At 56.1% G+C, this 22,029-nt stretch carries 24 protein-coding genes; 18 read left to right on the forward strand and 6 right to left on the reverse strand.

Going from position 1 to position 22,029, the window contains the following annotated elements:
* Positions 1–68: 68 nt before the first annotated feature.
* The 11 genes from ACLEXF_RS11970 to lipA all read left to right on the forward strand — a co-directional run bounded on the left by ACLEXF_RS11970 (position 69) and on the right by lipA (position 10,605).
* The gene (locus ACLEXF_RS11970; RefSeq protein WP_004885883.1) at positions 69–698 is read left to right on the forward strand and encodes an adenosylcobalamin/alpha-ribazole phosphatase; all 630 of its coding nucleotides are present in this window, start codon (positions 69–71) and stop codon (positions 696–698) included.
* Positions 699–921: 223 nt separating this feature from the next.
* Positions 922–1,239, forward strand: coding sequence for a ribosome silencing factor (rsfS, locus tag ACLEXF_RS11975; protein ID WP_002894623.1), 318 nt, complete (start codon positions 922–924; stop codon positions 1,237–1,239).
* A gap of 3 nt (positions 1,240–1,242) precedes the next feature.
* Complete coding sequence (rlmH, locus tag ACLEXF_RS11980; RefSeq protein ID WP_002894620.1) at positions 1,243–1,710, forward strand: 23S rRNA (pseudouridine(1915)-N(3))-methyltransferase RlmH; 468 nt, start codon at positions 1,243–1,245, stop codon at positions 1,708–1,710.
* 27 nt (positions 1,711–1,737) lie between these two features.
* Positions 1,738–3,639, forward strand: coding sequence for a peptidoglycan DD-transpeptidase MrdA (mrdA, locus tag ACLEXF_RS11985; protein WP_004885880.1), 1,902 nt, complete (start codon positions 1,738–1,740; stop codon positions 3,637–3,639).
* Positions 3,639–4,751: a peptidoglycan glycosyltransferase MrdB gene (mrdB, locus tag ACLEXF_RS11990; protein ID WP_004885876.1), complete on the forward strand. Its 1,113-nt coding sequence runs from the start codon at positions 3,639–3,641 to the stop codon at positions 4,749–4,751. The genes mrdA and mrdB overlap by 1 nt, the downstream gene beginning before the upstream one ends.
* Before the next feature lie 11 nt (positions 4,752–4,762).
* Positions 4,763–5,905 carry an endolytic peptidoglycan transglycosylase RlpA gene (rlpA, locus tag ACLEXF_RS11995; RefSeq protein WP_043521635.1) on the forward strand — a complete coding sequence of 381 codons (1,143 nt, stop codon included), beginning with the start codon at positions 4,763–4,765 and terminating at the stop codon, positions 5,903–5,905.
* Between the two features lie 139 nt (positions 5,906–6,044).
* Positions 6,045–7,244, forward strand: coding sequence for a D-alanyl-D-alanine carboxypeptidase DacA (dacA, locus tag ACLEXF_RS12000; protein ID WP_002894539.1), 1,200 nt, complete (start codon positions 6,045–6,047; stop codon positions 7,242–7,244).
* Between the two features lie 112 nt (positions 7,245–7,356).
* The gene (ybeD, locus tag ACLEXF_RS12005) at positions 7,357–7,620 is read left to right on the forward strand and encodes a DUF493 family protein YbeD (protein WP_002894474.1); all 264 of its coding nucleotides are present in this window, start codon (positions 7,357–7,359) and stop codon (positions 7,618–7,620) included.
* A 104-nt stretch (positions 7,621–7,724) separates the two neighbouring features.
* Positions 7,725–8,369 (forward strand): lipoyl(octanoyl) transferase LipB, encoded by a 645-nt coding sequence (gene lipB, locus ACLEXF_RS12010; protein ID WP_004885871.1) that lies wholly within the window; start codon positions 7,725–7,727, stop codon positions 8,367–8,369.
* 130 nt (positions 8,370–8,499) lie between these two features.
* Positions 8,500–9,459 carry a YbeF family transcriptional regulator gene (locus ACLEXF_RS12015; RefSeq protein ID WP_017899088.1) on the forward strand — a complete coding sequence of 320 codons (960 nt, stop codon included), beginning with the start codon at positions 8,500–8,502 and terminating at the stop codon, positions 9,457–9,459.
* Between the two features lie 180 nt (positions 9,460–9,639).
* Positions 9,640–10,605 (forward strand): lipoyl synthase, encoded by a 966-nt coding sequence (gene lipA / locus ACLEXF_RS12020; RefSeq protein ID WP_004885864.1) that lies wholly within the window; start codon positions 9,640–9,642, stop codon positions 10,603–10,605.
* A gap of 189 nt (positions 10,606–10,794) precedes the next feature.
* Here lipA and tatE read toward each other — a convergent pair whose 3' ends face one another.
* Positions 10,795–11,001, reverse strand: a complete 207-nt coding sequence (tatE, locus tag ACLEXF_RS12025) for a twin-arginine translocase subunit TatE (RefSeq protein WP_004885862.1) — start codon at positions 10,999–11,001, stop codon at positions 10,795–10,797.
* A gap of 242 nt (positions 11,002–11,243) precedes the next feature.
* The gene (locus tag ACLEXF_RS12030) at positions 11,244–12,032 is read right to left on the reverse strand and encodes a deaminated glutathione amidase (protein WP_060656332.1); all 789 of its coding nucleotides are present in this window, start codon (positions 12,030–12,032) and stop codon (positions 11,244–11,246) included.
* An 89-nt stretch (positions 12,033–12,121) separates the two neighbouring features.
* On the opposite strand from ACLEXF_RS12030, the gene crcB reads away from it, so the two are divergent.
* Positions 12,122–12,505, forward strand: coding sequence for a fluoride efflux transporter CrcB (gene crcB, locus ACLEXF_RS12035; protein ID WP_407259889.1), 384 nt, complete (start codon positions 12,122–12,124; stop codon positions 12,503–12,505).
* Between the two features lie 67 nt (positions 12,506–12,572).
* On the opposite strand, the gene cspE is transcribed toward crcB, so the two are convergent.
* Positions 12,573–12,782: a transcription antiterminator/RNA stability regulator CspE gene (cspE, locus tag ACLEXF_RS12040; protein ID WP_002439184.1), complete on the reverse strand. Its 210-nt coding sequence runs from the start codon at positions 12,780–12,782 to the stop codon at positions 12,573–12,575.
* A 194-nt stretch (positions 12,783–12,976) separates the two neighbouring features.
* Complete coding sequence (pagP, locus tag ACLEXF_RS12045; protein WP_004885852.1) at positions 12,977–13,495, reverse strand: lipid IV(A) palmitoyltransferase PagP; 519 nt, start codon at positions 13,493–13,495, stop codon at positions 12,977–12,979.
* A gap of 337 nt (positions 13,496–13,832) precedes the next feature.
* Here pagP and dcuC point away from each other — a divergent pair, with 337 nt between their 5' ends.
* From dcuC to uspG, 4 genes are all read left to right on the forward strand, one after another.
* A complete protein-coding gene (gene dcuC / locus ACLEXF_RS12050) occupies positions 13,833–15,206 on the forward strand; it encodes an anaerobic C4-dicarboxylate transporter DcuC (RefSeq protein WP_217312137.1) in 1,374 nt (457 codons plus the stop codon).
* A gap of 92 nt (positions 15,207–15,298) precedes the next feature.
* Entirely contained in the window at positions 15,299–16,096 is a 798-nt protein-coding gene (gene rna, locus ACLEXF_RS12055) for a ribonuclease I (RefSeq protein ID WP_004885850.1), read from the forward strand.
* Positions 16,097–16,275: 179 nt separating this feature from the next.
* Positions 16,276–16,686: a nucleoside diphosphate kinase regulator gene (gene rnk / locus ACLEXF_RS12060; RefSeq protein ID WP_004885849.1), complete on the forward strand. Its 411-nt coding sequence runs from the start codon at positions 16,276–16,278 to the stop codon at positions 16,684–16,686.
* A gap of 188 nt (positions 16,687–16,874) precedes the next feature.
* Entirely contained in the window at positions 16,875–17,303 is a 429-nt protein-coding gene (uspG, locus tag ACLEXF_RS12065) for a universal stress protein UspG (RefSeq protein WP_002894401.1), read from the forward strand.
* Between the two features lie 77 nt (positions 17,304–17,380).
* On the opposite strand, the gene ahpF is transcribed toward uspG, so the two are convergent.
* On the reverse strand, positions 17,381–18,946 hold the full coding sequence (gene ahpF, locus ACLEXF_RS12070) for an alkyl hydroperoxide reductase subunit F (RefSeq protein ID WP_017899084.1): 1,566 nt from the start codon (positions 18,944–18,946) through the stop codon (positions 17,381–17,383).
* Positions 18,947–19,187: 241 nt separating this feature from the next.
* Positions 19,188–19,751, reverse strand: a complete 564-nt coding sequence (gene ahpC / locus ACLEXF_RS12075; protein ID WP_002894394.1) for an alkyl hydroperoxide reductase subunit C — start codon at positions 19,749–19,751, stop codon at positions 19,188–19,190.
* Between the two features lie 410 nt (positions 19,752–20,161).
* On the opposite strand from ahpC, the gene dsbG reads away from it, so the two are divergent.
* Both dsbG and citR read left to right on the forward strand, forming a co-directional pair.
* Entirely contained in the window at positions 20,162–20,911 is a 750-nt protein-coding gene (gene dsbG, locus ACLEXF_RS12080; protein ID WP_064190109.1) for a thiol:disulfide interchange protein DsbG, read from the forward strand.
* A 179-nt stretch (positions 20,912–21,090) separates the two neighbouring features.
* Positions 21,091–22,023: a DNA-binding transcriptional repressor CitR gene (citR, locus tag ACLEXF_RS12085; RefSeq protein WP_004885842.1), complete on the forward strand. Its 933-nt coding sequence runs from the start codon at positions 21,091–21,093 to the stop codon at positions 22,021–22,023.
* The last annotated feature ends 6 nt before the right edge of the window (positions 22,024–22,029 follow it).

Raw genomic sequence — 22,029 nt, forward strand, 5'->3', positions numbered from 1 at the left:
GCGCTGGGCCTGACGCGAAAAAAGCGCTATGGTAACGCCACCTCTCCATCGCCCGTCAGAGCCTGTTCATGAAATTATGGTTAGTTCGCCATGGCGAAACCGAAGCCAACGTTGCCGGATTATACAGCGGCCATGCCCCAACGCCCCTGACGCCGCGAGGCGTCGCTCAGGCGCGAGCGCTCGGCGAACGGCTGCGCGCGGTGCCTTTCGATAAAGTCTTCTGTAGCGAGCTGGCGCGGACCGGGACAACGGCCGATCTGCTGCTTGGCGATCGCGCTATCCCGCGCGAATGCCATGCCGCGCTCAATGAGATGTTTTTCGGCGACTGGGAGATGCGTCATCATCGCGACCTTCAACGAGAAGATGCGCAAAACTATGCCGCGTGGTGTGCTGACTGGCAGCACGCGGCCCCTACTAACGGCGAAAGCTTTCAGCGTTTTGCCCGCCGCGTCAGCGAGTTTATCCCCACGCTGACCGACTGCCGCCATCTTGACCATCTGCTGATCGTCGGCCATCAGGGCGTTCTGAGCCTGCTGACCGCCCTGCTGTTGCAGATGCCCGCCGCGGCGATGTGGCACTTTCCGATAGCCCATGGCGCCTGGAGCCTGCTCGAAATCCGCCACGATTTCACCACCCTGCGGGTATTAAATAGCCAGGCCGTCTGGCAGTCGGAAGAAGAATTCCCGCCGAACCATTGACAGGCCAGAGCAGGCTGCTATTCTCCGCTGCCAGGCAGCATCCGCCAAAGCCGCTTTGCAGAAAATTGTTTTACAAAAATGGCGATGCAATCCTCGGCGAGGGATGGGATGATACCCCGCCGCGAACGCCTGCCGACAGACATTTCACCCGACTTTTTCATCAGTTCAGGTATACTGTCAGGCTCTTTATGATTATCAATCTTCACGCACCCAGGGGGAACACTTGCAGGGTAAAGCACTCCAGGATTTTGTTATCGACAAAATTGATGACCTGAAAGGTCAGGACATCGTTGCCATTGATGTACATGGCAAATCCAGCATCACCGATTGCATGATTATCTGCACCGGCACCTCCACGCGTCATGTGATGTCCATCGCCGACCACGTGGTTCAGGAATCCCGCGCCGCCGGCATGCTGCCGCTGGGCGTTGAAGGGGAAGCCGCCGCCGACTGGATCGTCGTCGACCTCGGCGACGTGATGGTTCACGTCATGCAGGAAGAGAGCCGTCGTTTGTACGAGCTGGAAAAACTCTGGAGTTAATGCGTGAAGTTGCAGCTGGTGGCCGTTGGCACCAAAATGCCGGACTGGGTACAGACCGGCTTTAGCGAGTATCTGCGCCGTTTTCCCAAAGATATGCCGTTCGAACTGGTGGAGATCCCAGCCGGTAAGCGCGGCAAGAACGCTGATATCAAGCGCATCCTCGAAAAAGAGGGCGAGATGATGTTAGCCGCTGCCGGTAAAAACCGCATCGTGACCCTGGATATTCCGGGTAAACCATGGGATACGCCGCAGCTGGCGCGCGAACTGGAACGCTGGAAACAGGACGGGCGCGACGTCAGTTTGCTGGTCGGCGGCCCGGAAGGCCTCTCTCCAGCCTGTAAAGCAGCGGCGGAACAGAGTTGGTCGCTCTCCACCCTCACCTTACCTCACCCGCTGGTGCGCGTACTGGTGGCCGAGAGCCTGTATCGGGCGTGGAGCATTACCACCAACCATCCGTACCACCGTGAGTAATGATGATCAGGGTAGACTGAGCAGCGAATGAAATTACAGAATTCTTTCCGCGACTATACGGCTGAATCCTCGCTGTTCGTGCGCCGGGCGCTGGTCGCTTTTTTGGGGATTTTGCTGCTTACCGGCGTTCTGATCGCCAACCTGTACAATGTGCAAATCGTTCGCTTCGACGACTATCAGACGCGTTCGAACGAAAACCGCATCAAGCTGGTGCCGATCCCGCCGAGCCGCGGCATTATTTACGATCGTAACGGCACTCCGCTGGCGCTTAACCGCACCATTTATCAGCTGGAGATGATGCCGGAGAAAGTCGATAACGTGCAGCAAACGCTGGATGCGCTGCGCGACGTCGTCGATTTAACCGACGATGATATCGCCGGCTTCAAAAAGGAGCGCGCCCGCTCCCATCGCTTTACCTCGATTCCGGTAAAGGTCAACCTCAGCGAAGTGCAGGTGGCCCGCTTTGCCGTCAACCAGTACCGCTTTCCCGGCGTGGAAGTCAAAGGCTACAAGCGCCGTTACTATCCCTATAACTCGGCGCTGACGCACGTCATCGGCTACGTTTCGAAAATTAACGATAAAGACGTCGACCGCCTCGATAAAGAGGGCAAACTGGCCAACTACGCCTCGACCCACGACATCGGTAAGCTGGGTATTGAGCGTTATTACGAGGACGTCCTGCACGGTCAGACCGGCTACGAGGAGGTTGAAGTGAACAACCGCGGCCGCGTGATTCGTCAGCTCAAAGAGGTGCCGCCGCAGGCCGGGCGCGACATCTACCTCACCCTCGACCTCAAGCTGCAGCAGTATATCGAAACGCTGCTGGCTGGTAGCCGCGCCGCAGTGGTGGTCACCGACCCGCGTACCGGCGCCATTCTGGCGCTGGTTTCGACGCCGAGCTACGACCCGAACCTGTTCGTCGACGGCATCTCCAGTAAAGATTACTCTGGCCTGCTCAACGATCCGAACACGCCTCTGGTCAACCGTGCGACGCAAGGGGTCTATCCGCCGGCATCGACGGTCAAACCGTACGTCGCCGTCTCGGCGCTGAGCGCCGGGGTGATCACCCGCAATACCAGCCTGTTTGACCCGGGCTGGTGGCAGCTGCCCGGCTCAGAAAAACGCTATCGTGACTGGAAAAAATGGGGCCACGGCCACCTGAACGTCACCAAAGCGCTGGAGGAGTCCGCGGATACCTATTTCTATCAGGTCGCCTATGACATGGGCATCGATCGCCTCGCGGAGTGGATGAGCAAGTTCGGCTACGGCCACTATACCGGTATCGACCTCGCCGAAGAGCGCTCGGGCAACATGCCGACCCGCGAATGGAAGCTCAAACGCTTTAAGAAACCCTGGTACCAGGGGGACACTATTCCGGTGGGCATCGGCCAGGGTTACTGGACTGCCACGCCGATCCAGATGAACAAAGCGCTGATGATCCTGATTAACGACGGGGTGGTGAAAGTGCCGCACCTGCTGCAAAGCACCGTGGAAGACGGCAAGCCCGTTCCGTGGGTCCAGCCTCATGAGCCGCCGGTAGGCGACATTCATTCCGGCTACTGGGAAATCGCCAAAGACGGCATGTTCGGCGTGGCCAACCGCGGCAACGGCACCGCGCACAAGTATTTCGCCAGCGCGCCGTATAAAATCGCGGCCAAGTCCGGTACCGCCCAGGTGTTTGGCCTGAAGGCCAACGAAACCTATAACGCGCACCGAATCTCTGAGCGTCTGCGTGACCATAAACTGATGACGGCGTTTGCGCCTTATAACAACCCGCAGGTTGCCGTGGCGATGATCCTGGAAAACGGCGGTGCCGGCCCGGCGGTCGGTACGATTATGCGCCAAATCCTCGATCACATCATGCTGGGCGATAACAACACCACGCTACCAAGCGAAAACCCGGCGGTGACCGCAGGGGAGGATCAATAATGACGGATAATCCGAACAAAAAATCGCTGTGGGATAAGATCCATCTTGACCCCACCATGGTGCTGATCCTGCTGGCGCTGCTGACCTACAGCGCACTGGTTATCTGGAGCGCCAGCGGTCAGGACGTCGGCATGATGGAGCGTAAAATCGGCCAGATCGCCATGGGCGTGGTGATCATGATCGTCATGGCGCAGATCCCGCCGCGGGTCTATGAAGGCTGGGCGCCCTATCTCTATATTTTCTGTATTATTCTGCTGGTGGCCGTCGACGCCTTCGGCGCCATCTCCAAAGGGGCGCAGCGCTGGCTGGATCTCGGTATCGTCCGCTTTCAGCCGTCGGAGATTGCAAAAATTGCCGTGCCGCTGATGGTGGCGCGCTTTATTAACCGCGACGTCTGCCCCCCTTCGCTGAAGAACACCGGTATTGCCCTGGTGCTGATCTTTCTGCCGACGCTGCTGGTAGCGGCGCAGCCTGACCTCGGGACCTCGATTCTGATCGCCCTCTCCGGTCTGTTTGTGCTGTTCCTCTCCGGCCTCAGCTGGCGACTGATCGGCATTGCGGTGGTGCTGGTCGCCGCCTTTATCCCGATTTTGTGGTTCTTCCTGATGCACGACTATCAGCGCCAGCGCGTGATGATGCTGCTCGATCCGGAAACCGACCCGCTGGGCGCGGGGTATCATATTATTCAGTCTAAAATTGCCATTGGCTCTGGCGGTCTGCGCGGCAAAGGCTGGCTGCACGGCACCCAGTCGCAGCTGGAGTTCCTGCCGGAACGCCATACCGACTTTATCTTCGCCGTTCTCGCCGAAGAGCTGGGCCTGATTGGCGTGCTGATCCTGCTGGCGCTCTATATTCTGCTGATCATGCGCGGACTGTGGATCGCCGCTCAGGCGCAGACCACCTTTGGCCGGGTCATGGCCGGTGGTTTAATGTTGATTTTATTCGTTTATGTCTTCGTAAATATTGGTATGGTGAGTGGTATTTTACCGGTGGTGGGCGTACCGTTGCCGCTGGTGAGCTACGGGGGCTCCGCCCTGATCGTATTGATGGCCGGGTTTGGTATCGTGATGTCGATCCATACCCACAGAAAAATGTTGTCGAAAAGCGTTTAAAGGGGTTCGCAATGCGTAAGCAATGGCTGGGGATCTGCATAGCAGCGGGGCTGCTGGCGGCATGTTCGAGTGATGACGTGCAACAAAAGACGGTCAGTACTCCACAGCCGGCCGTCTGTAATGGCCCGACGGTTGAGATCAGCGGCGCCGATCCGCAGTATGAAACGCCGAACGCGACGGCGAATCAGGATTATGAGCGCGACGGTAAGCGCTACAAAATCGTCCAGGATCCGGCAAACTTTACTCAGGCCGGTTTCGCGGCGATCTATGACGCGGAACCCAACAGCAACCTGACCGCCAGCGGTGAAACCTTCGACCCGACGCAGTTGACCGCGGCGCACCCGACGCTGCCGATCCCGAGCTATGCGCGGATCACCAACCTCGCCAACGGGCGCATGATCGTCGTGCGGATTAACGATCGCGGTCCCTACGGCAACGATCGGGTTATCTCGCTCTCTCGCGCGTCCGCCGACCGCCTGAACACCTCGAACAACACCAAAGTGCGTATCGACCCCATCATCGTCGCGCCTGACGGTTCGCTTTCCGGCCCGGGAATGGCTTGTACCACCGTCGCCAAACAGACTTACGCTCTGCCCGCCCGTCCGAATCTGGACGGCGGTGACGCTGCTGGCATGAACCAGCCTGCGCCCACTGACGTTCGCCCGATCAGCAACAGCACGCTGAAGCCGGAAGATAGCGTTGGCGCTCCGGTGAACAGCGGCGGTTTCCTCGGCGCCCCGACGCCGCTGAACAGCGGCGTGCTGGAGAGCAGCGAACCCGCGGCCGCCACCGTGACCGCACCTGCCGCCGGCGCCACGCCAGCAGCGCCGGTGACCGCCCCCGGCTCCATCCAGGGTAGCGTCGCGCCCGCAGCGGCCGCAGCCGCCGGCGCCGTTGCCGCTTCCTCTTCCGCCACCTCCAGCGCCAGCGGTAACTTTGTCGTCCAGGTGGGCGCAGTGAGCGACCAGGCGCGGGCGCAGCAGTATCAGCAGCGTCTGAGCCAGCAGTTCTCTGTGCCAGGCCGGGTCATGCAAAACGGCGCGGTGTGGCGTATTCAGCTGGGACCATTTGCCGACAAGGCGCAGGCCAGCGCCGTTCAGCAGCGCCTGCAAAGCGAAGCGCAGCTGCAGTCCTTTATTACTCGCGCCAACTAAAGGCCGCGGGCAGCCCGTTCACCTTGCGCATGTAAAAGTCATTAACAAACTCATGCGCAATGTCGGATGCTGGCCCGCAGAGCATTTGCTATAGTAAGGCACTTTTTTTAACTCCATCACGGATGCCGTTGTTCTGACCATGAAGACCTCTTTCACCGCTCGTTTACTCATCACGGCGCTCTCCGTTGCAGCGCTCTCCTCCGCTGCCCGCGCCGATGACCTGAATATCAAAACGATGATCCCAGGCGCCCCGCAGATTGACGCCGAATCCTGGATCCTTATCGATTACAATTCTGGCAAGGTGCTGGCTGAAAACAACGCCGACTCCCGCCGCGACCCGGCCAGTCTGACCAAAATGATGACCAGCTATGTTATTGGTCAGGCGATGAAAGCGGGCAAATTCAAAGAGTCCGATCTGGTCACCGTCGGCAACGACGCCTGGGCCACCGGCAACCCGGTATTCAAAGGCTCTTCCCTGATGTTCCTCAAACCGGGGATGCAGGTGCCGGTTTCCCAGCTGATCCGCGGTATCAACCTGCAGTCCGGTAACGATGCCTGCGTGGCGATGGCCGACTATGTCGCCGGCAGCCAGGATGCCTTCGTCAGCCTGATGAACAACTACGTCAACGCCCTCGGCCTGAAAAACACACATTTCCAGACCGTTCACGGCCTCGACGCTGACGGCCAGTACAGCTCGGCGCGCGACATGGCGCTGATTGGCCAGGCGCTGATCCGCGATGTGCCGAACGAATACTCGATCTATCGTGAGAAAGAGTTCACTTTCAACGGCATCCGCCAGCTGAACCGTAATGGCCTGCTGTGGGATAACAGCCTGAACGTCGACGGCATCAAAACCGGCCACACCGACAAAGCAGGCTACAACCTCGTCGCTTCCGCCACCGAAGGCCAGATGCGTCTGATCTCGGCGGTAATGGGCGGCCGGACGTTCAAAGGGCGTGAGTCGGAAAGCAAAAAACTACTGACCTGGGGCTTCCGCTTCTTCGAAACCGTCAACCCGATTAAAGCCGGCAAAGAGTTTGCATCCGAACCAGCCTGGTTCGGCGACAGCGATCGCGCTTCGCTGGGGGTGGATAAAGACGTCTACCTGACCATCCCGCGCGGCCGGATGAAAGATCTGAAAGCCAGCTACGTGCTGAATAACACTGAGCTGCATGCCCCGCTGCAGAAAAACCAGGTCGTCGGCACCATTAACTTCCAGCTGGATGGTAAAACCATTGACCAGCGCCCGCTGGTGGTGCTGCAGGAAATTCCGGAAGGTAATTTCTTCGGTAAAATTATTGATTACATTAAATTAATGTTCCACCACTGGTTTGGTTAAAAATCGAACGCTTGAAAGTGTGATTTCCATCCCCATATACTATTCATCCAAGTAACCTGATAACTCCCGCCCTTGGTGGGAGTTATTATTTTGTCGTAACACCGGAGCTGACATGAAAACCAAACTTAACGAACTGCTTGAATTCCCTACGCCATTTACTTACAAAGTAATGGGGCAGGCGTTGCCTGAGCTGGTTGATCAGGTGGTGGAAGTGGTACAGCGCCATGCGCCTGGTGATTACTCGCCGTCAGTAAAACCGAGCAGCAAAGGTAACTACCACTCGGTCTCCATCACCATCAACGCCACCCACATTGAACAAGTGGAAACGCTGTACGAAGAGTTAGGCAATATCGATATCGTTCGGATGGTGCTGTAACCCTTTCCCTGACCCGGCCGCCGTGCCGGGTCTTCTCATTCCCTTTCACACGGCTGTGATATACTCCCCGACCTGAATTCTCTCTTCCCGGCGGAGATGTTGTTTTGCAGCATAATAAAATTCTAATCCGGCAGCTTGGCCTGCAACCTTACGAACCCGTCTCGCAGGCGATGCATGAATTTACCGACGCCCGTGATGAAGATACCCTCGATGAGATCTGGCTGGTAGAACATCACCCGGTCTTCACCCAGGGTCAGGCCGGCAAAGCGGAACACCTGCTGGTGCCCGGTGATATTCCGGTGATCCAAAGCGATCGCGGCGGCCAGGTAACCTATCACGGCCCGGGACAGCAGGTAATGTACGTCCTGTTGAACCTCAAGCGCCGCAAGCTGGGGGTGCGTGAACTGGTGACGCTGCTGGAGCAAACGGTCGTCAATACCCTTACCGAATATGGGATTGAGTCGCACCCCCGCGCCGATGCCCCTGGCGTCTACGTCGGCGATCGCAAAATCTGCTCTCTGGGATTGCGGATCCGTAAAGGCTGCTCTTTCCACGGCCTGGCGCTCAATATCGCGATGGATCTGACGCCGTTTCTGCGTATCAACCCCTGCGGCTATGCCGGTATGGAGATGACGCAAATGCGCCAGTGGCTACCGGAAGCAACCCCGGAGACTGTCGCTCCGCGGCTGGTCGCCAATCTGCTGGCGCTGTTGAACCATCCCCCGCACGAATACCTGCCTCAGGGTTAAGCGGCAGATCAGCGCCCCGCTGACGGCGGGGGGCTGAACAAGTAACACATTATTTTTGCAATCAATTGTCACGCACGGCAACGCCGCGGGCCGCTATACTTGGCCTATCATTCCCAACCGGACTCATCGCGTGCCAGAGAATACGCCGCCGTCAGAATCTCCTGACAGACAGGACGAACGTTACGACCGTCAGATGTTTCGCATCCTGCGTAATATTGACCTCAATCTGTTGACCATCTTCGAAGCCGTGTATGTACACAAAGGTATCGTCAATGCCGCGAAGATACTCAATATCACGCCGTCGGCCATTAGCCAGTCAATTAACAAACTGCGGGCGCTGTTCCCCGATCCGCTGTTTATCCGCAAAGGCCAGGGCGTGACGCCCACCGCCTATGCCACCCACCTTCACCAGTACATCAGCCGCGGTATGGAGGCTTTCCTTAGCGCGCTGGATATCACCGGCAGCCCGGACCAGCAGCGGGTGATCACTATCGCCACTACGCCAGCCATGGGGGCGCTGCTGATGCCTTGCCTGGCCAGCGCGCTGAAGCCGGCCTTTCCGCAGATACTGCTGCACAACATCGCCCTTACCGACGCCGCGCGGCAGCTCGACCAGCGCCAGGTGGATCTGTTAATCGACACCCATCTGCACAGCGGTCAGGCGCTAAGCCATCACGTGCTGTATCAGGATCGGGTGCAGATGTACTGCCGCGCTGGGCATCCTGCGCTGGACGGTCCACAAGATGAATCCGCCCTCGCGCAATACGAGTTTGCGCTGCTGCTGCCTGAAGGCCAGCGCTACCCTACGCTGCATCGTCGACTGCAGGAGGAGATGGGCGAGCGCCGCTGCGGTTTCAGCACCTTCAACCTGCTGACCCAGGCGGCAATGATCGCCGAGAGCGATATGCTGGGGCTAACCACCGAGCGCCTGTTCGCCATGGTATCCCGTCTCTGGCCGCTGCAAACCCTGGATGTTCCCTCCCTGCGGGAAGAACAGATTGATGTTGCGCTGCACTTCAATAAGCAGAGCGGGAAAGAGCCATTGCTGAAAGAGATCATTGAGACCGTGATCCAGGCGTTTAAGGCGTAGCGCACGGAAGGGAAAAGGATAAAACAACAACTATTTTACAATTTGCCGGGCAGGCAGGCTGCTTTCTGCCCCTTTTCAATGGTATACTGCCTGCTCTTGATTCAAAAATAGTTGATAATTGCAACATTTCATTGAATTAATTCGCTTTCCTTCGTGACTCGCAACTGGAACACGCACGCTATGAGTAAACCCATTGTGATGGAACGCGGTGTTAAGTACCGCGACGCCGATAAAATGGCCCTTATCCCGGTGAAGAACGTGGCAACTGAGCGTGAAGCTCTGCTCAGAAAACCGGAATGGATGAAAATCAAACTTCCGGCAGACTCGTCCCGTATCCAGGGAATCAAAGCAGCGATGCGTAAGAACGGCCTGCACTCCGTATGCGAAGAGGCCTCCTGCCCGAACCTTGCAGAATGCTTCAACCACGGTACCGCGACCTTTATGATCCTCGGCGCGATCTGTACCCGCCGTTGCCCATTCTGCGACGTCGCGCATGGCCGCCCGGTCGCGCCAGATGCGAACGAGCCACAGAAGCTGGCGCAAACTATCGCCGATATGGGGCTGCGCTACGTGGTGGTCACCTCGGTGGACCGTGACGACCTGCGCGATGGCGGCGCACAGCATTTTGCCGACTGCATCAGCGCCATTCGCGAGAAAAACCCGACGATTAAGATCGAAACGCTGGTCCCGGATTTCCGCGGCCGCATGGATCGCGCCCTGGAGATTCTGACGGTGACCCCGCCGGACGTCTTCAACCACAACCTCGAAAACGTACCGCGCCTCTATCGTCAGGTGCGTCCGGGCGCGGATTACAACTGGTCGCTGAAGCTGCTGGAGCGTTTTAAAGAAGCGCACCCGGAGATCCCGACAAAATCCGGCCTGATGGTGGGCTTGGGCGAAACCAACGACGAGATCATCGAAGTCATGCGCGACTTGCGCCGTCATGGCGTCACCATGCTGACGTTAGGCCAGTATCTGCAGCCGAGCCGTCACCACCTGCCAGTGCAGCGTTACGTTAGCCCGGAAGAGTTTGAAGAGATGAAAGCAGAAGCCATGGCGATGGGCTTCACCCACGCCGCCTGCGGCCCCTTCGTTCGCTCTTCCTATCATGCCGACCTGCAGGCTAAAGGGATGGAAGTTAAATAACCTGCCGCTTCTCCCGCTGCGTCACTTCCCGGCGCAGCGGCGCTCTCCGCTTCATCCGCTTCGCCTTCCCGTAACAATTAGTTGCATCTTTCCTGCGCGGCGTCGATAAAAACGACAAAGGCCGCAACGTAAACGTCGCGGCCTCTTCGCCGAACCTTCCGCATCCCGCCAGGGGACGCAGCCGGAGAATTACTCTTTATGAGAGAGCTTCTGCGCCGGTACTTCGTCTTCAGCGGTGGTTTTCTTCGCGCTATCGTCATCTTCGTTCATGGCCTTTTTAAAGCCCTTGATAGCCGAACCCAGGTCGCCGCCCAGCGTACGTAATTTCTTGGTACCAAACACTAAGATAATCAGTGCTGCAACGACCAGCAGTTTGGTAATACTAATCTCACCCATAGCTAACCTTCTTCTCTATACAAGCTGCGAATACGCCATCATACACGTATTTATCCGTCATATTGTAATCCACCTGTGCGCGGGCCGCGTGATTCAGCCCGAGGCCTCCCCTCCGGGAGTGAGCGCTGGGGTGTCCGTCCTGACGTGCACAGCGAATTATTGGGATAAACAATACGGGTATTTGGCGCGCGGACACAATAGCAATCTGTAACAAGGTGAATCAAGCCTTGTTTAAAAAAACGTCACAATAATTGCGGTGGCGCAAACCGTCGGTTCTGCAGCACCGGCAAACGCTCGCGAACCCGCGTAAGGTAGTCTGCGGAAATATCGGCATAGATCAGCTGCGGCTCGCTCCCCGCGCCCGCCACGGTGGTTCCCAGCGGATCGACGATGCGGCTCTGCCCGATGTTACGCGTCCCGCATTCGCCTGCCGCCACGACGTAGCAGGTCGTGTCCAGCGCGCGCGCCGCCAGCAGCGTCGCCCAGTGATGCTCTTTTTGCGGCCCTTTCACCCATGCGGTGGGCAGCACCAGCAGCTGCGCACCGTTCAGCGCCAGCGAAAGCGCCAGTTCCGGAAAACGCAGATCGTAACAGGTCATCAGGCCAACGCGAAATCCCGCCACCTCAATCACCGGGGGAATTTGCCGGCCGGGATCCACCCGCCGGGACTCCTGCATTGCGAAGGCGTCGTATAAATGAAGTTTGTGATAATGGGCAATGATTTTCCCTTCACGCAATACCACCAGCGTGTTGGTTGCTCTTCCCTCCCCCGACGGCACATGCAGCGTCAGGATCGTCGTCAGGCCGTTACGCGCGCTCTCGGCCAGCAGCAGCTGCAAAAACGCCCCATCCAGCGTTTGGGCCGATTTCACCGACAGATCCGGGTCGTTGTCATCACGTGCCAGCAACGCCTCCGGCAGCACCAGCAGCGCCGCCCCTTCACGCGCCGCCTGCTGCATCATCGCCACACAAGTGTGCGCATTCGTCTGCCATACTGGCGTGACGATAAACTGCCCTGCCGCTACCCGCATGTTTTTCTCCCGTCAGGTTATGAATAGCCAATTGCGCCCGTTGCGCGCTACACTTGACACTCTCTTACATCAAATAGCAGGAAACGACCGTGTTTCAACTTCTTTGCGCCGTTTTTATTGGCGGCGGCACCGGCAGCGTTTTGCGCTGGTGGCTCGGCATGAAGCTCAATCCTGTGCACCATGCTATCCCTATTGGAACGCTGACTGCCAACCTGTTAGGCGCCTTTGTGATCGGCGCCGGGCTGGCGTGGTTTAATCGACTGACCGGCATTGACCCGATGTGGAAGCTACTGATCACCACGGGTTTCTGCGGCGGGTTGACCACCTTTTCCACCTTCTCTGCGGAAGTGGTGTTTATTCTGCAGCAGGGGCGAGTGAGCTGGGCGCTCCTCAACGTTGCGGTGAACTTGCTGGGTTCGTTTGCCATGACGGCTGTCGCCTTCTGGCTCTTCTCGCAGGCCGCCAGCCGCTAAAGGCGTAATCAACAGGCAAAAAAAAACCCGCTGTTTAGCGGGTTTTTATATTCTACTGACGCGTTGCTTACAGAGCGATTACGTTTGCAGCAGAAGGGCCTTTGGCACCGTTAGTGATTTCGAACTCTACGCGCTGACCTTCAGCCAGAGTTTTGAAACCGTTGGACTGGATTGCAGAGAAGTGTACGAATACATCTTTGCTGCCATCTTCCGGAGTAATGAAACCGAATCCTTTGGACTCATTAAACCACTTAACGTTACCTTTAATCTTAGACATCAAAATTACCTTTATATGAAAAATCGACACTAATGCTGTGTCGGGTATCAGTACACCAATTGTGGTACCTTTTGTCCAGTGCAACTTTGCTAAAAAGTGATAAAAGTCGCTATCTTTTTTAGTGGGTAACGCTTTAGTCCTTGTTTTTCCACAAGACGCCTCGCTTATCTCATTTATTGCTAAGACTTAGCGAATTAAAACTGTATGCGAGCCCAGGCGAAGTAAACGTTACCGTTATTGTAGGTGCCGGGAATGTAGGTCATCTGGAACGTTGCCGGACCGTAACCTATTGAAGCTAATGGCAAGATCACCGGAATCGGAATGTAGTTCCAGTTATCGCGCGCCGTCACCCCAAGGGTATAGCCGAGACCGAGGCGGAAGTTCTGATCCGTCAGCGGGCGCCAGGTTTTCTCCCAGCCGTAGCCGCCAATGGGCTCCCACTTATTGAAAGAGTCTTTAAACGCCATCAGGTACAGACCGTGCCAGTTCCCTTTCTCATCCCAGCGGGAGACGCCGAAACCGGCCCCCCACGGACGTTCGTTATACTTATCCGTCTTTTCCTTATCGTAGGCAAAGCGCGCGTGCCAGGTGATGGCTGGAACGTACAGATCATAGTGCTCTGGCTCATTCCAGGTCTGCGCAACGTTATTACTTAAGGTATGGTAACCTTCGCTAAGGGTCGATGAAAACGACGCGCTGGCGTTTCCGGACACCAATAACCATCCTAAAAAACCAAGAGAAAACAATGAAAAACGACGTAACATCAACACTTTTCTATTACCACTTTCATTTAAAAGCCACCTAAAATAGCAAAGATAGTCTCAATACAGGTTGAACGAAATAAGGCAAACTCCTGATTTTCGCCCGCTGACCATCAGAACCACTTAACTATCCATCTGGTGATTATATCCAGGCGTAACGGGGACGCGTAGTTCTTGTCGCTTTATTGATTTGCATCAGCGAGTTTCGTCCGTTTTTTCGGCACATTCGCACATTAAAATTTGGTGTGACGCTTTTTCACTACATATTCTTTGGGCTTAGGGGTAATAAATGCTGACGTTTATTGAGATCCTGATCGGGATCGTGGTCATTGTGGGCGTCGCCCGCTATATCATCAAAGGCTACTCAGCCACCGGGGTGCTGTTCGTCGGGGGCTTAATCTTATTGATCGTCAGCGCCCTGCTGGGACATAAAATCTTACCAGGCAATACCGCGGGCACCGGTTACTCCGCCACTGACATTATTGAATACATTAAGATTCTCCTCATGAGCCGTGGCGGCGATCTGGGTATGATGATCATGATGCTGTGCGGCTTCGCCACCTATATGACTCATATTGGCGCCAATGATATGGTGGTGAAATTAGCCTCAAAGCCATTGCGCTATATCAATTCGCCCTATCTGCTGATGATTGCCGCCTACTTTGTCGCCTGCCTGATGTCACTGGCCGTCTCCTCCGCGACCGGCCTCGGCGTGCTGCTGATGGCGACCCTGTTCCCGGTGATGGTAAACGTCGGTATCAGCCGCGGGGCGGCGGCGGCCATCTGCGCCTCGCCGGCGGCGATTATCCTTTCGCCCACCTCGGGCGACGTCGTGCTGGCGGCCAAAGCGGCCGAAATGCCGCTGATCGACTTTGCCTTTAAGACCACGCTGCCGATCTCCATCGCCGCTATCATCTGCATGGCGATCGCCCACTTCTTCTGGCAGCGCTACCTGGATAAAAAAGAGAACATTTCCCACGAAATGCTCGACGTCAACGAGATCACCACCAACGCTCCGGCGCTGTACGCCATCCTGCCGTTTACGCCGATTATTGGCGTGCTGATCTTCGATGGCAAATGGGGACCGGAACTGCACATTATTACCATCCTCGTCGGCTGCATGCTGCTGGCGGCGATCCTCGAATTCCTGCGCGGGTTCAACACCAAAAACGTCTTCAGCGGACTGGAAGTCGCCTACCGCGGGATGGCTGACGCCTTCGCCGGCGTGGTGATGCTGCTGGTCGCCGCCGGCGTTTTTGCTCAGGGATTAAGCACCATCGGCTTCATCAATGGTCTGATCTCCATCGCTACCTCCTTCGGCTCGGCCAGTATTATTCTGATGCTGGTGCTGGTGATCCTGACCATGCTGGCGGCGATGACCACCGGCTCCGGCAATGCCCCGTTCTACGCCTTTGTCGAGATGATCCCCAAGCTGGCGCACTCCTCCGGCATCAATCCGGCCTATCTGTCGATCCCGATGCTGCAGGCCTCGAACCTTGGCCGCACAATATCGCCAGTCTCTGGCGTGGTGGTGGCCGTCGCCGGGATGGCGAAGATTTCCCCGTTCGAAGTGGTCAAACGCACCTCGGTGCCGGTGATGGTTGGCCTGCTGGTGGTGATCGTCGCGACCGAGATCCTCGTCCCCGGCAGCGCGGTCCACTAATGGTCTAACCACGTGAAAAGGCGCCAGCAGGCGCCTTTTTTATGCTTTAATAACCCCCCGTTATCTTTTGCCATCCACAATCAGGAATAAACATGTTCAGGAAGGAATTCGCCGCGCTTGCCCTTGTGCTTACCGCCACTCAGGCCGGCGCTGAACCGCTCACCGCGACGCGATACGCTGATTTTGACCGCTATGTCCTGGCCCTCTCCTGGCAAACCGGATTCTGTCAGAGCATGTATGACCGTAACCGCAACGAACCGGAAGAGTGTCGCCTGCAGCAGGAAACCGCGAATAAAGCCGATTTTCTGACCGTGCATGGCCTGTGGCCCGGGCTGCCAAAGTCCATTGCCGCGCGCGGAGTGGATGAACGACGCTGGATGCGCTACGGCTGCGCCACGCGCCCGGTGCCCGACATGCCGGAGGTGAAAGCGAACCGCAAATGTCAGGCGGCGGAGACCGGGTTGTCGCTGGAGATGGCCAACAAACTGAATAGCGTGATGCCGGGCGCGGGCGGCACCTCCTGCCTCGAACGTTACGAATACGCCAAACATGGCGTCTGCTTCGGCTTCGATCCCGACAGCTATTTTGGCACCATGGTGCGCCTGAATGGAGAAATTAAGCGCAGCCCGGTGGGCGATTTCCTTGCCAAACACTATGGCCAAACCGTTAGCCGCGCCGACTTCGACGCCGCTGTGGCCCGCGCCTGGGGTCCGCAGAGCGTGAAGGCGTTTAAATTAACCTGTAACGGTAATCCGGCCTATTTGACCGAGATGCAAATCTCGCTCAACGCCGCGACCATCAATGCCCCGCTGGCCACTTCCGCCTTTTTGCCTCAGCCTCACCCAGGTAACTGCGGCGCGCAGTTTATCCTCGATAAGGTTGGCCACTAGCGCGACGCCGCGTGCTGACCAGAAAACGTCGTTCGCCGGGGGGGCGTTGCGCGCTGATTGTGCGTTTCATCACTTCAAACTGCCGGCAACTCTCAGTATGATGGGAGAACCTTAACCCTTGCCTTTTTCGGCGAGGGTTTTCTTTTACGGACAGGTTCCTGGATAACATGGAGTATGCAATGACCAGACCCGCAATCATCATTAACGAACTGGATGCCGAACGTATCGACAGGCTGCTGGAGCAGCCAGCTTTCGCCAGCTCGCCGGTTGCCGATGCCCTGAACGACGAGCTCGACCGCGCGCAAATGCTGGCGCCGGAAGCGATGCCGCACGATGTCGTCACCATGAACAGTACGGTTAAATTCCGCGATTTAACCAGCGGTGAAGAGCGCGTGCGGACGCTGGTGTTTCCGTCGCAGGTGACCGACAGCGCCAGCCAGCTCTCGGTCCTCGCGCCGGTGGGCGCCGCTCTGCTCGGCCTCAAGGTCGGCAGCACCATTCACTGGGAGCTGCCGGGCGGGGCGTCAACGCACCTGGAAGTGCTGGCGCTGCTGTACCAGCCGGAAGCCGCTGGCGAATTCCACCGCTAATCTCCGCTGCCTGAGGCGTATCGCGCTTTATTCAGAGGATGTCCACACATCCTCTTTCTGCTGTCTTGCCCCCCGCTAACCTTTTTTTACGCTTTGCGCCTGCCTGACTGACAGTTTTGCGACCTGAATGACACAATATCCGCATATAATATGTTGATATAGACGCAAACGAACAAGGAGGATTGCATATGTATAAGACTATCATTATGCCGGTTGATGTCTTTGAGATGGCGCTGAGCGATAAAGCCGTCCGGCACGCGGAGTTTCTGGCCCAGCAGGACGGGGTAATCCATCTGCTCCACGTATTACCCGGTTCAGCGAGCTTCACCATGAGCCGGTTTACCGCCGACCTGCGGCGTTTTGAGGAGCATCTGCAGCATGAGGCGGAAACCCGCCTGCAGACCATGGTCAGCCATTTCAGCATTGACCCCTCACGTATCAAGCTGCATGTGCGTTTCGGCAGCGTGCGCGACATGGTCAACGAACTGGCCAGTGAAATAAACGCCGACGTGGTGGTGATTGGCTCACGCAATCCCTCCATCAGTACCCACCTGCTGGGATCCAACGCCTCGAGCGTCATCCGTCATGCCCATATCCCGGTGATGGTCGTCAGGTAAGGGGGAGGAAAAAGAGCATAAAAAAAGAGGCTACCCCAGGGTAGCCTCTTGGTTATGCAGGTCTATTGTCTGACTTGTTATGCGGTTTTCGTGCGGATCAGGTAGTCAAAGGCGCTCAGCGACGCTTTCGCCCCCTCCCCTGCCGCGATAATAATCTGCTTGTACGGCACAGTGGTGCAGTCACCGGCGGCGAATACGCCTTTGACGTTGGTTTCGCACTTCGCATCGATGATGATCTCACCCATACGGTTACGCTCAACCGCGCCTTCCAGCCAGGTGGTGTTAGGCAGCAGGCCGATCTGCACGAAAATCCCCGCCAGCGCGACATGATGCTCATCGCCGCTCACCCGGTCACGGTACTGCAGACCGGTGACCTTACTGCCGTCGCCTTTCACTTCCGTAGTCTGCGCATTGAGAATGATATCGACATTCTTCAGACTGCGGACTTTATCCTGCAGCACCTGGTCGGCCTTCATCTCCGGTGCGAATTCCAGCAGGGTCACGTGCTCCACGACGCCCGCCAGGTCGATAGCCGCTTCCACGCCGGAGTTACCGCCGCCAATTACCGCCACGCGTTTGCCCTTAAACAGCGGACCGTCGCAGTGTGGGCAGTAGGTTACGCCCTTGGTGCGATACTGATCTTCGCCAGGCACGTTCATATTGCGCCATTTCGCCCCGGTGGCAATGATGACGCTGCGCGCCTTCAGCACCGCGCCGGAGGCGGTTTCGATCTGGTGCAGGCCGCCCTCTGTCGCCGCCGGCGTCAGTTTGGTCGCGCTCTGGGAGTCGATCACATCGACGTTATAGTCGCTAACGTGCGCTTTCAGGGCCCCGGCCAGCTTCTGGCCTTCGGTTTTCGGCACCGAAATGTAGTTTTCGATATCCACGGTATCCAGCACCTGGCCGCCGAAGCGTTCGCCCATCAGGCCGGTACGAATCCCTTTACGCGCAGAGTAAACCGCGGCCGCCGCGCCGGACGGGCCGGAACCGACGATCAGCACATCGTAAGCGTCACGCTGATTCAGCTCTTCCGCTGCGCGTTTTTCCGCACCGGTATCCACTTTGGCGACGATTTCCGTCAGCGTCATCCGTCCCTGACCAAACTCCTGGCCGTTCATGAACACCGCCGGCACGCCCATCACGTTGCGCTCGGTGATCTCATTCTGGAACGTCCCGCCGTCAATCGCCGTATGTTTGATACGCGGGTTGAGCACCGCCATCAGGTTCAGCGCCTGGACTACGTCCGGGCAGTTATGGCAGGAGAGCGAGTAGTAGGTTTCAAACTCAAAGTCGCCATCGATATCGCGGATCTGCTCCAGCAGAGACTGGGCCTCTTTCGACGGATGACCGCCGGTCCACAGCAGCGCCAGCACCAGCGAGGTAAACTCGTGGCCCAGCGGGGAGCCCGCAAAGCGTGGGCCCTGGTCGGAACCTGGGTTAGTAATCAGGAACGATGGCTTGCGTACCGCCAGCGTGTTGTCTTCTTTAAAGGTGACTTTGTCTGACAGTTCAGCAATTTCAGCCAGCAGTTCCCTGATTTCTGCCGATTTAGCGCTGTCATCCAGCGTGGCAATCAGCTCAACAGGCTTAGTCAGCTTCTCAAGATAGGCCTTGAGCTGGGTTTTCATGTTGGTGTCGAGCATTGTTATCTCCTGGGCTTAAAACATCATCATGCAAGCGGCCTTGTCAGGCTGCCTGAATGCGCTTGCATCATGGTGTTGGAATAAAATGGGCGCCAAAGCGCCCTGATAATCTACGCAATTTCCTAAGCATTTCGCGCCAGAGCAAGGCGGCTAGCCTGCTCACCCCGGGAGCTTACACCTGTAAGTGACCGGGGTGAGCAGGCAACGCCAACGCCGCTATAGCGTGAAAGGCGACGGAAATTTAGATTTTACCGACCAGGTCCAGAGATGGAGCCAGCGTCGCTTCGCCTTCTTTCCATTTCGCCGGGCACACTTCGCCTGGGTGGGAAGCAACATACTGCGCCGCTTTGATTTTACGCAGCAGGTCAGACGCATCACGGCCGATACCTTCAGCGGTAACTTCGATTGCCTGGATGATACCCTGCGGGTCAACCACGAAGGTGGCGCGGTCAGCCAGACCTTCATCTTCACGCATGTTGTCGAAGTTACGGGTCAGGGCGCCAGTCGGGTCGCCAATCATCGCGTATTTGATTTTCGCGATGGTTTCAGAGCTGCTGTGCCACGCTTTGTGGGTGAAGTGGGTATCGGTAGAAACAGAGTAAACGTCTACGCCCAGCTTCTGCAGTTCTTCGTAATGGTCAGCCACGTCGCCCAGTTCGGTCGGGCAGACGAAGGTGAAGTCAGCCGGATAGAAGAAGAAGACGCTCCAGCGGCCTTCGGTGTCTTTCTCGGTGACTTCGATGAATTCACCATTTTTGAATGCCTGGTTTTTGAACGGTTTGATTTTGGTGTTAATTAAGGACATCTATACTTCCTCCGTGTTTTCGTTGAGGTGTAAGTTAACGAATTTTTCCTGACCCGACCAATGCGTTTACATTATCGAATCAATAAGCGTTATCTAACAACCGGAACAAGACAACTTTGTGAACCTGGCGACGCGTTCAGCGCTGTTCGCTGTTTTTCGCATCATTTGCCGCGACAAAAGTAAAAAGGCCACCTTTTCAGGCGGCCCCGTTACCTGAAATACCCGAAGGTAGGTTCAGCGCCAGTCAGACTGGCTATGTGTTGCGCTCTACATTACCTTAATGTAACAGCATCCAGGATTACATCACCCACGCCAGGAAAGGGCAATCCGTCGTTCTGCTGATCCTGCCTATAACTGTAATAGGTTTGGCAATCTTTCTTCCTTTCCTGCTGATTTTACAAGGAATACTCATGTTAAAACGTCTGCTGTTGCTCAGCCTTTTGCCTTTTTGCAGCTATGCGGAAGAACTACCCGCCCCGGTAAAAGCTATTGAAAAACAAGGCATTACTATCATCAAACCCTTTGACGCGCCGGGGAGAATGAAAGGCTGGCTGGGTAAATACCAGGATATGGGCGTCGCCATCTACCTCACGCCAGACGGCAAACATGCCATTTCCGGCTATATGTATGACGAGAACGGCAACAACCTCAGCGAGCAGTTGTTTCAAAAAGAGCTCTACACGCCGGCGGGACAAGAGATGTGGAAGAAGATGGCCAGCGCCCACTGGCTGCAGGATGGCAACAAAGACGCCCCCATCGTGCTGTATGTCTTTGCCGACCCCTTCTGCCCTTACTGCAAACAGTTCTGGCAGCAGTCCCGTCCCTGGGTGGACGCCGGTAAAGTGCAGATCCGCACCCTGCTGGTGGGCGTGATCAAGCCGGAGAGCCCGGTCACTGCCGCAGCGATTCTCGCCAGTAAAGATCCGGCGAAAACCTGGCATGATTACGAGCAATCGAACGGCAAAATAGCCCTGACGATACCGAAGGCTATCCCGCCCGAGAAAATGAAAATGCTCAACGTCAATCAGCAGCTGATGGACGATCTGGGGGCCAACGTCACGCCAGCCATTTATTATATGAATAAGGACAATATGCTGCAGCAGGTGGTCGGCCTGCCGGATAAAGAGAAGCTACAAATTATGATGGGTGAAAAGAAATAATCTTATTGTGGAGTGGCGCCAGACAACAACCACCGCTGGCGCCGCTATCGACAATAAGATATATTAAGCAAAGCTTAATATTACTGGCCAAAAATAAATTCACACCACGCATATTAAGCCATTCAACATTCTTATTATGAATATTTCAATTCGCACTGATAATACACAGGGCTGCATTAATGGCAAATCTTTACGACCTGAAAAAGTTCGATTTAAACCTATTGGTTATTTTTGAGTGTATATATCAACATTTAAGCATCAGCAAAGCGGCGGCGACGTTATTTATCACCCCGTCGGCGGTGAGTCAGTCATTGCAGCGTCTGCGCCAACAATTAAATGATCCGCTATTTGTTCGGGTCGGGAAAGGCATGACGCCCACCACCGCCTCCGTCAATCTTCATTATCATCTGCAACAAAACCTTGAACAACTGGAAAAAACAATCAATCTCAATAAACGCACCGAACTGCGAAAGCGTATTGTGATATATGGCCCGCCGCTGTTCTGTTCAGTAAACAGCCATTTTATGATTAACCAGCTCTGTCATCAGGCTAATTTACAGATTGAGCACCATAACCTGACCACCACGGAATCGGCGGAGGAGTTGCTGGCGTATCGCCAGGCGGATCTGGTATTCACCCGAATGCCCATCAACAACCGCGCTACTATTTGTCAGCCCTATAAGACGGTGCAGACGCTGGCGTTGTGCCGGAGGGACCATCCGCGGCGTGAGGAACTCACATCGGTTGAAGCGCTGGCGCAGGAGTTTTTTACCCACTACATCACCAACGATCCCGTGATTCAGCGCGTTCAGCAGAGCAGCATGCCGTGGCTGAACCCGAACAATATCGCCTTTCGCAGTGACTCGTTTATGACCATTCTTAATATGATCAGTAAAACCGACTTAATTGGCTTCGTTCCTTCCTATTTATTTGATTTTATTTCACCCACTATGCAGCTTCACGTCATTAATATAGACAATCTCTTCCCGGATATCACAATATACATTAACCACCATCATTCATCTTCGCAGAATCATTTCTTATCTGAATTAATCAGCATTCTAATGGATGATAGAGTAGCATCACAACCACAAATTAATAACAATGGATAACATATC

The organism is Klebsiella pneumoniae complex sp. WS1778, assembly GCF_049472055.1.
GTDB classification, from domain to species: domain Bacteria; phylum Pseudomonadota; class Gammaproteobacteria; order Enterobacterales; family Enterobacteriaceae; genus Klebsiella; species Klebsiella quasipneumoniae.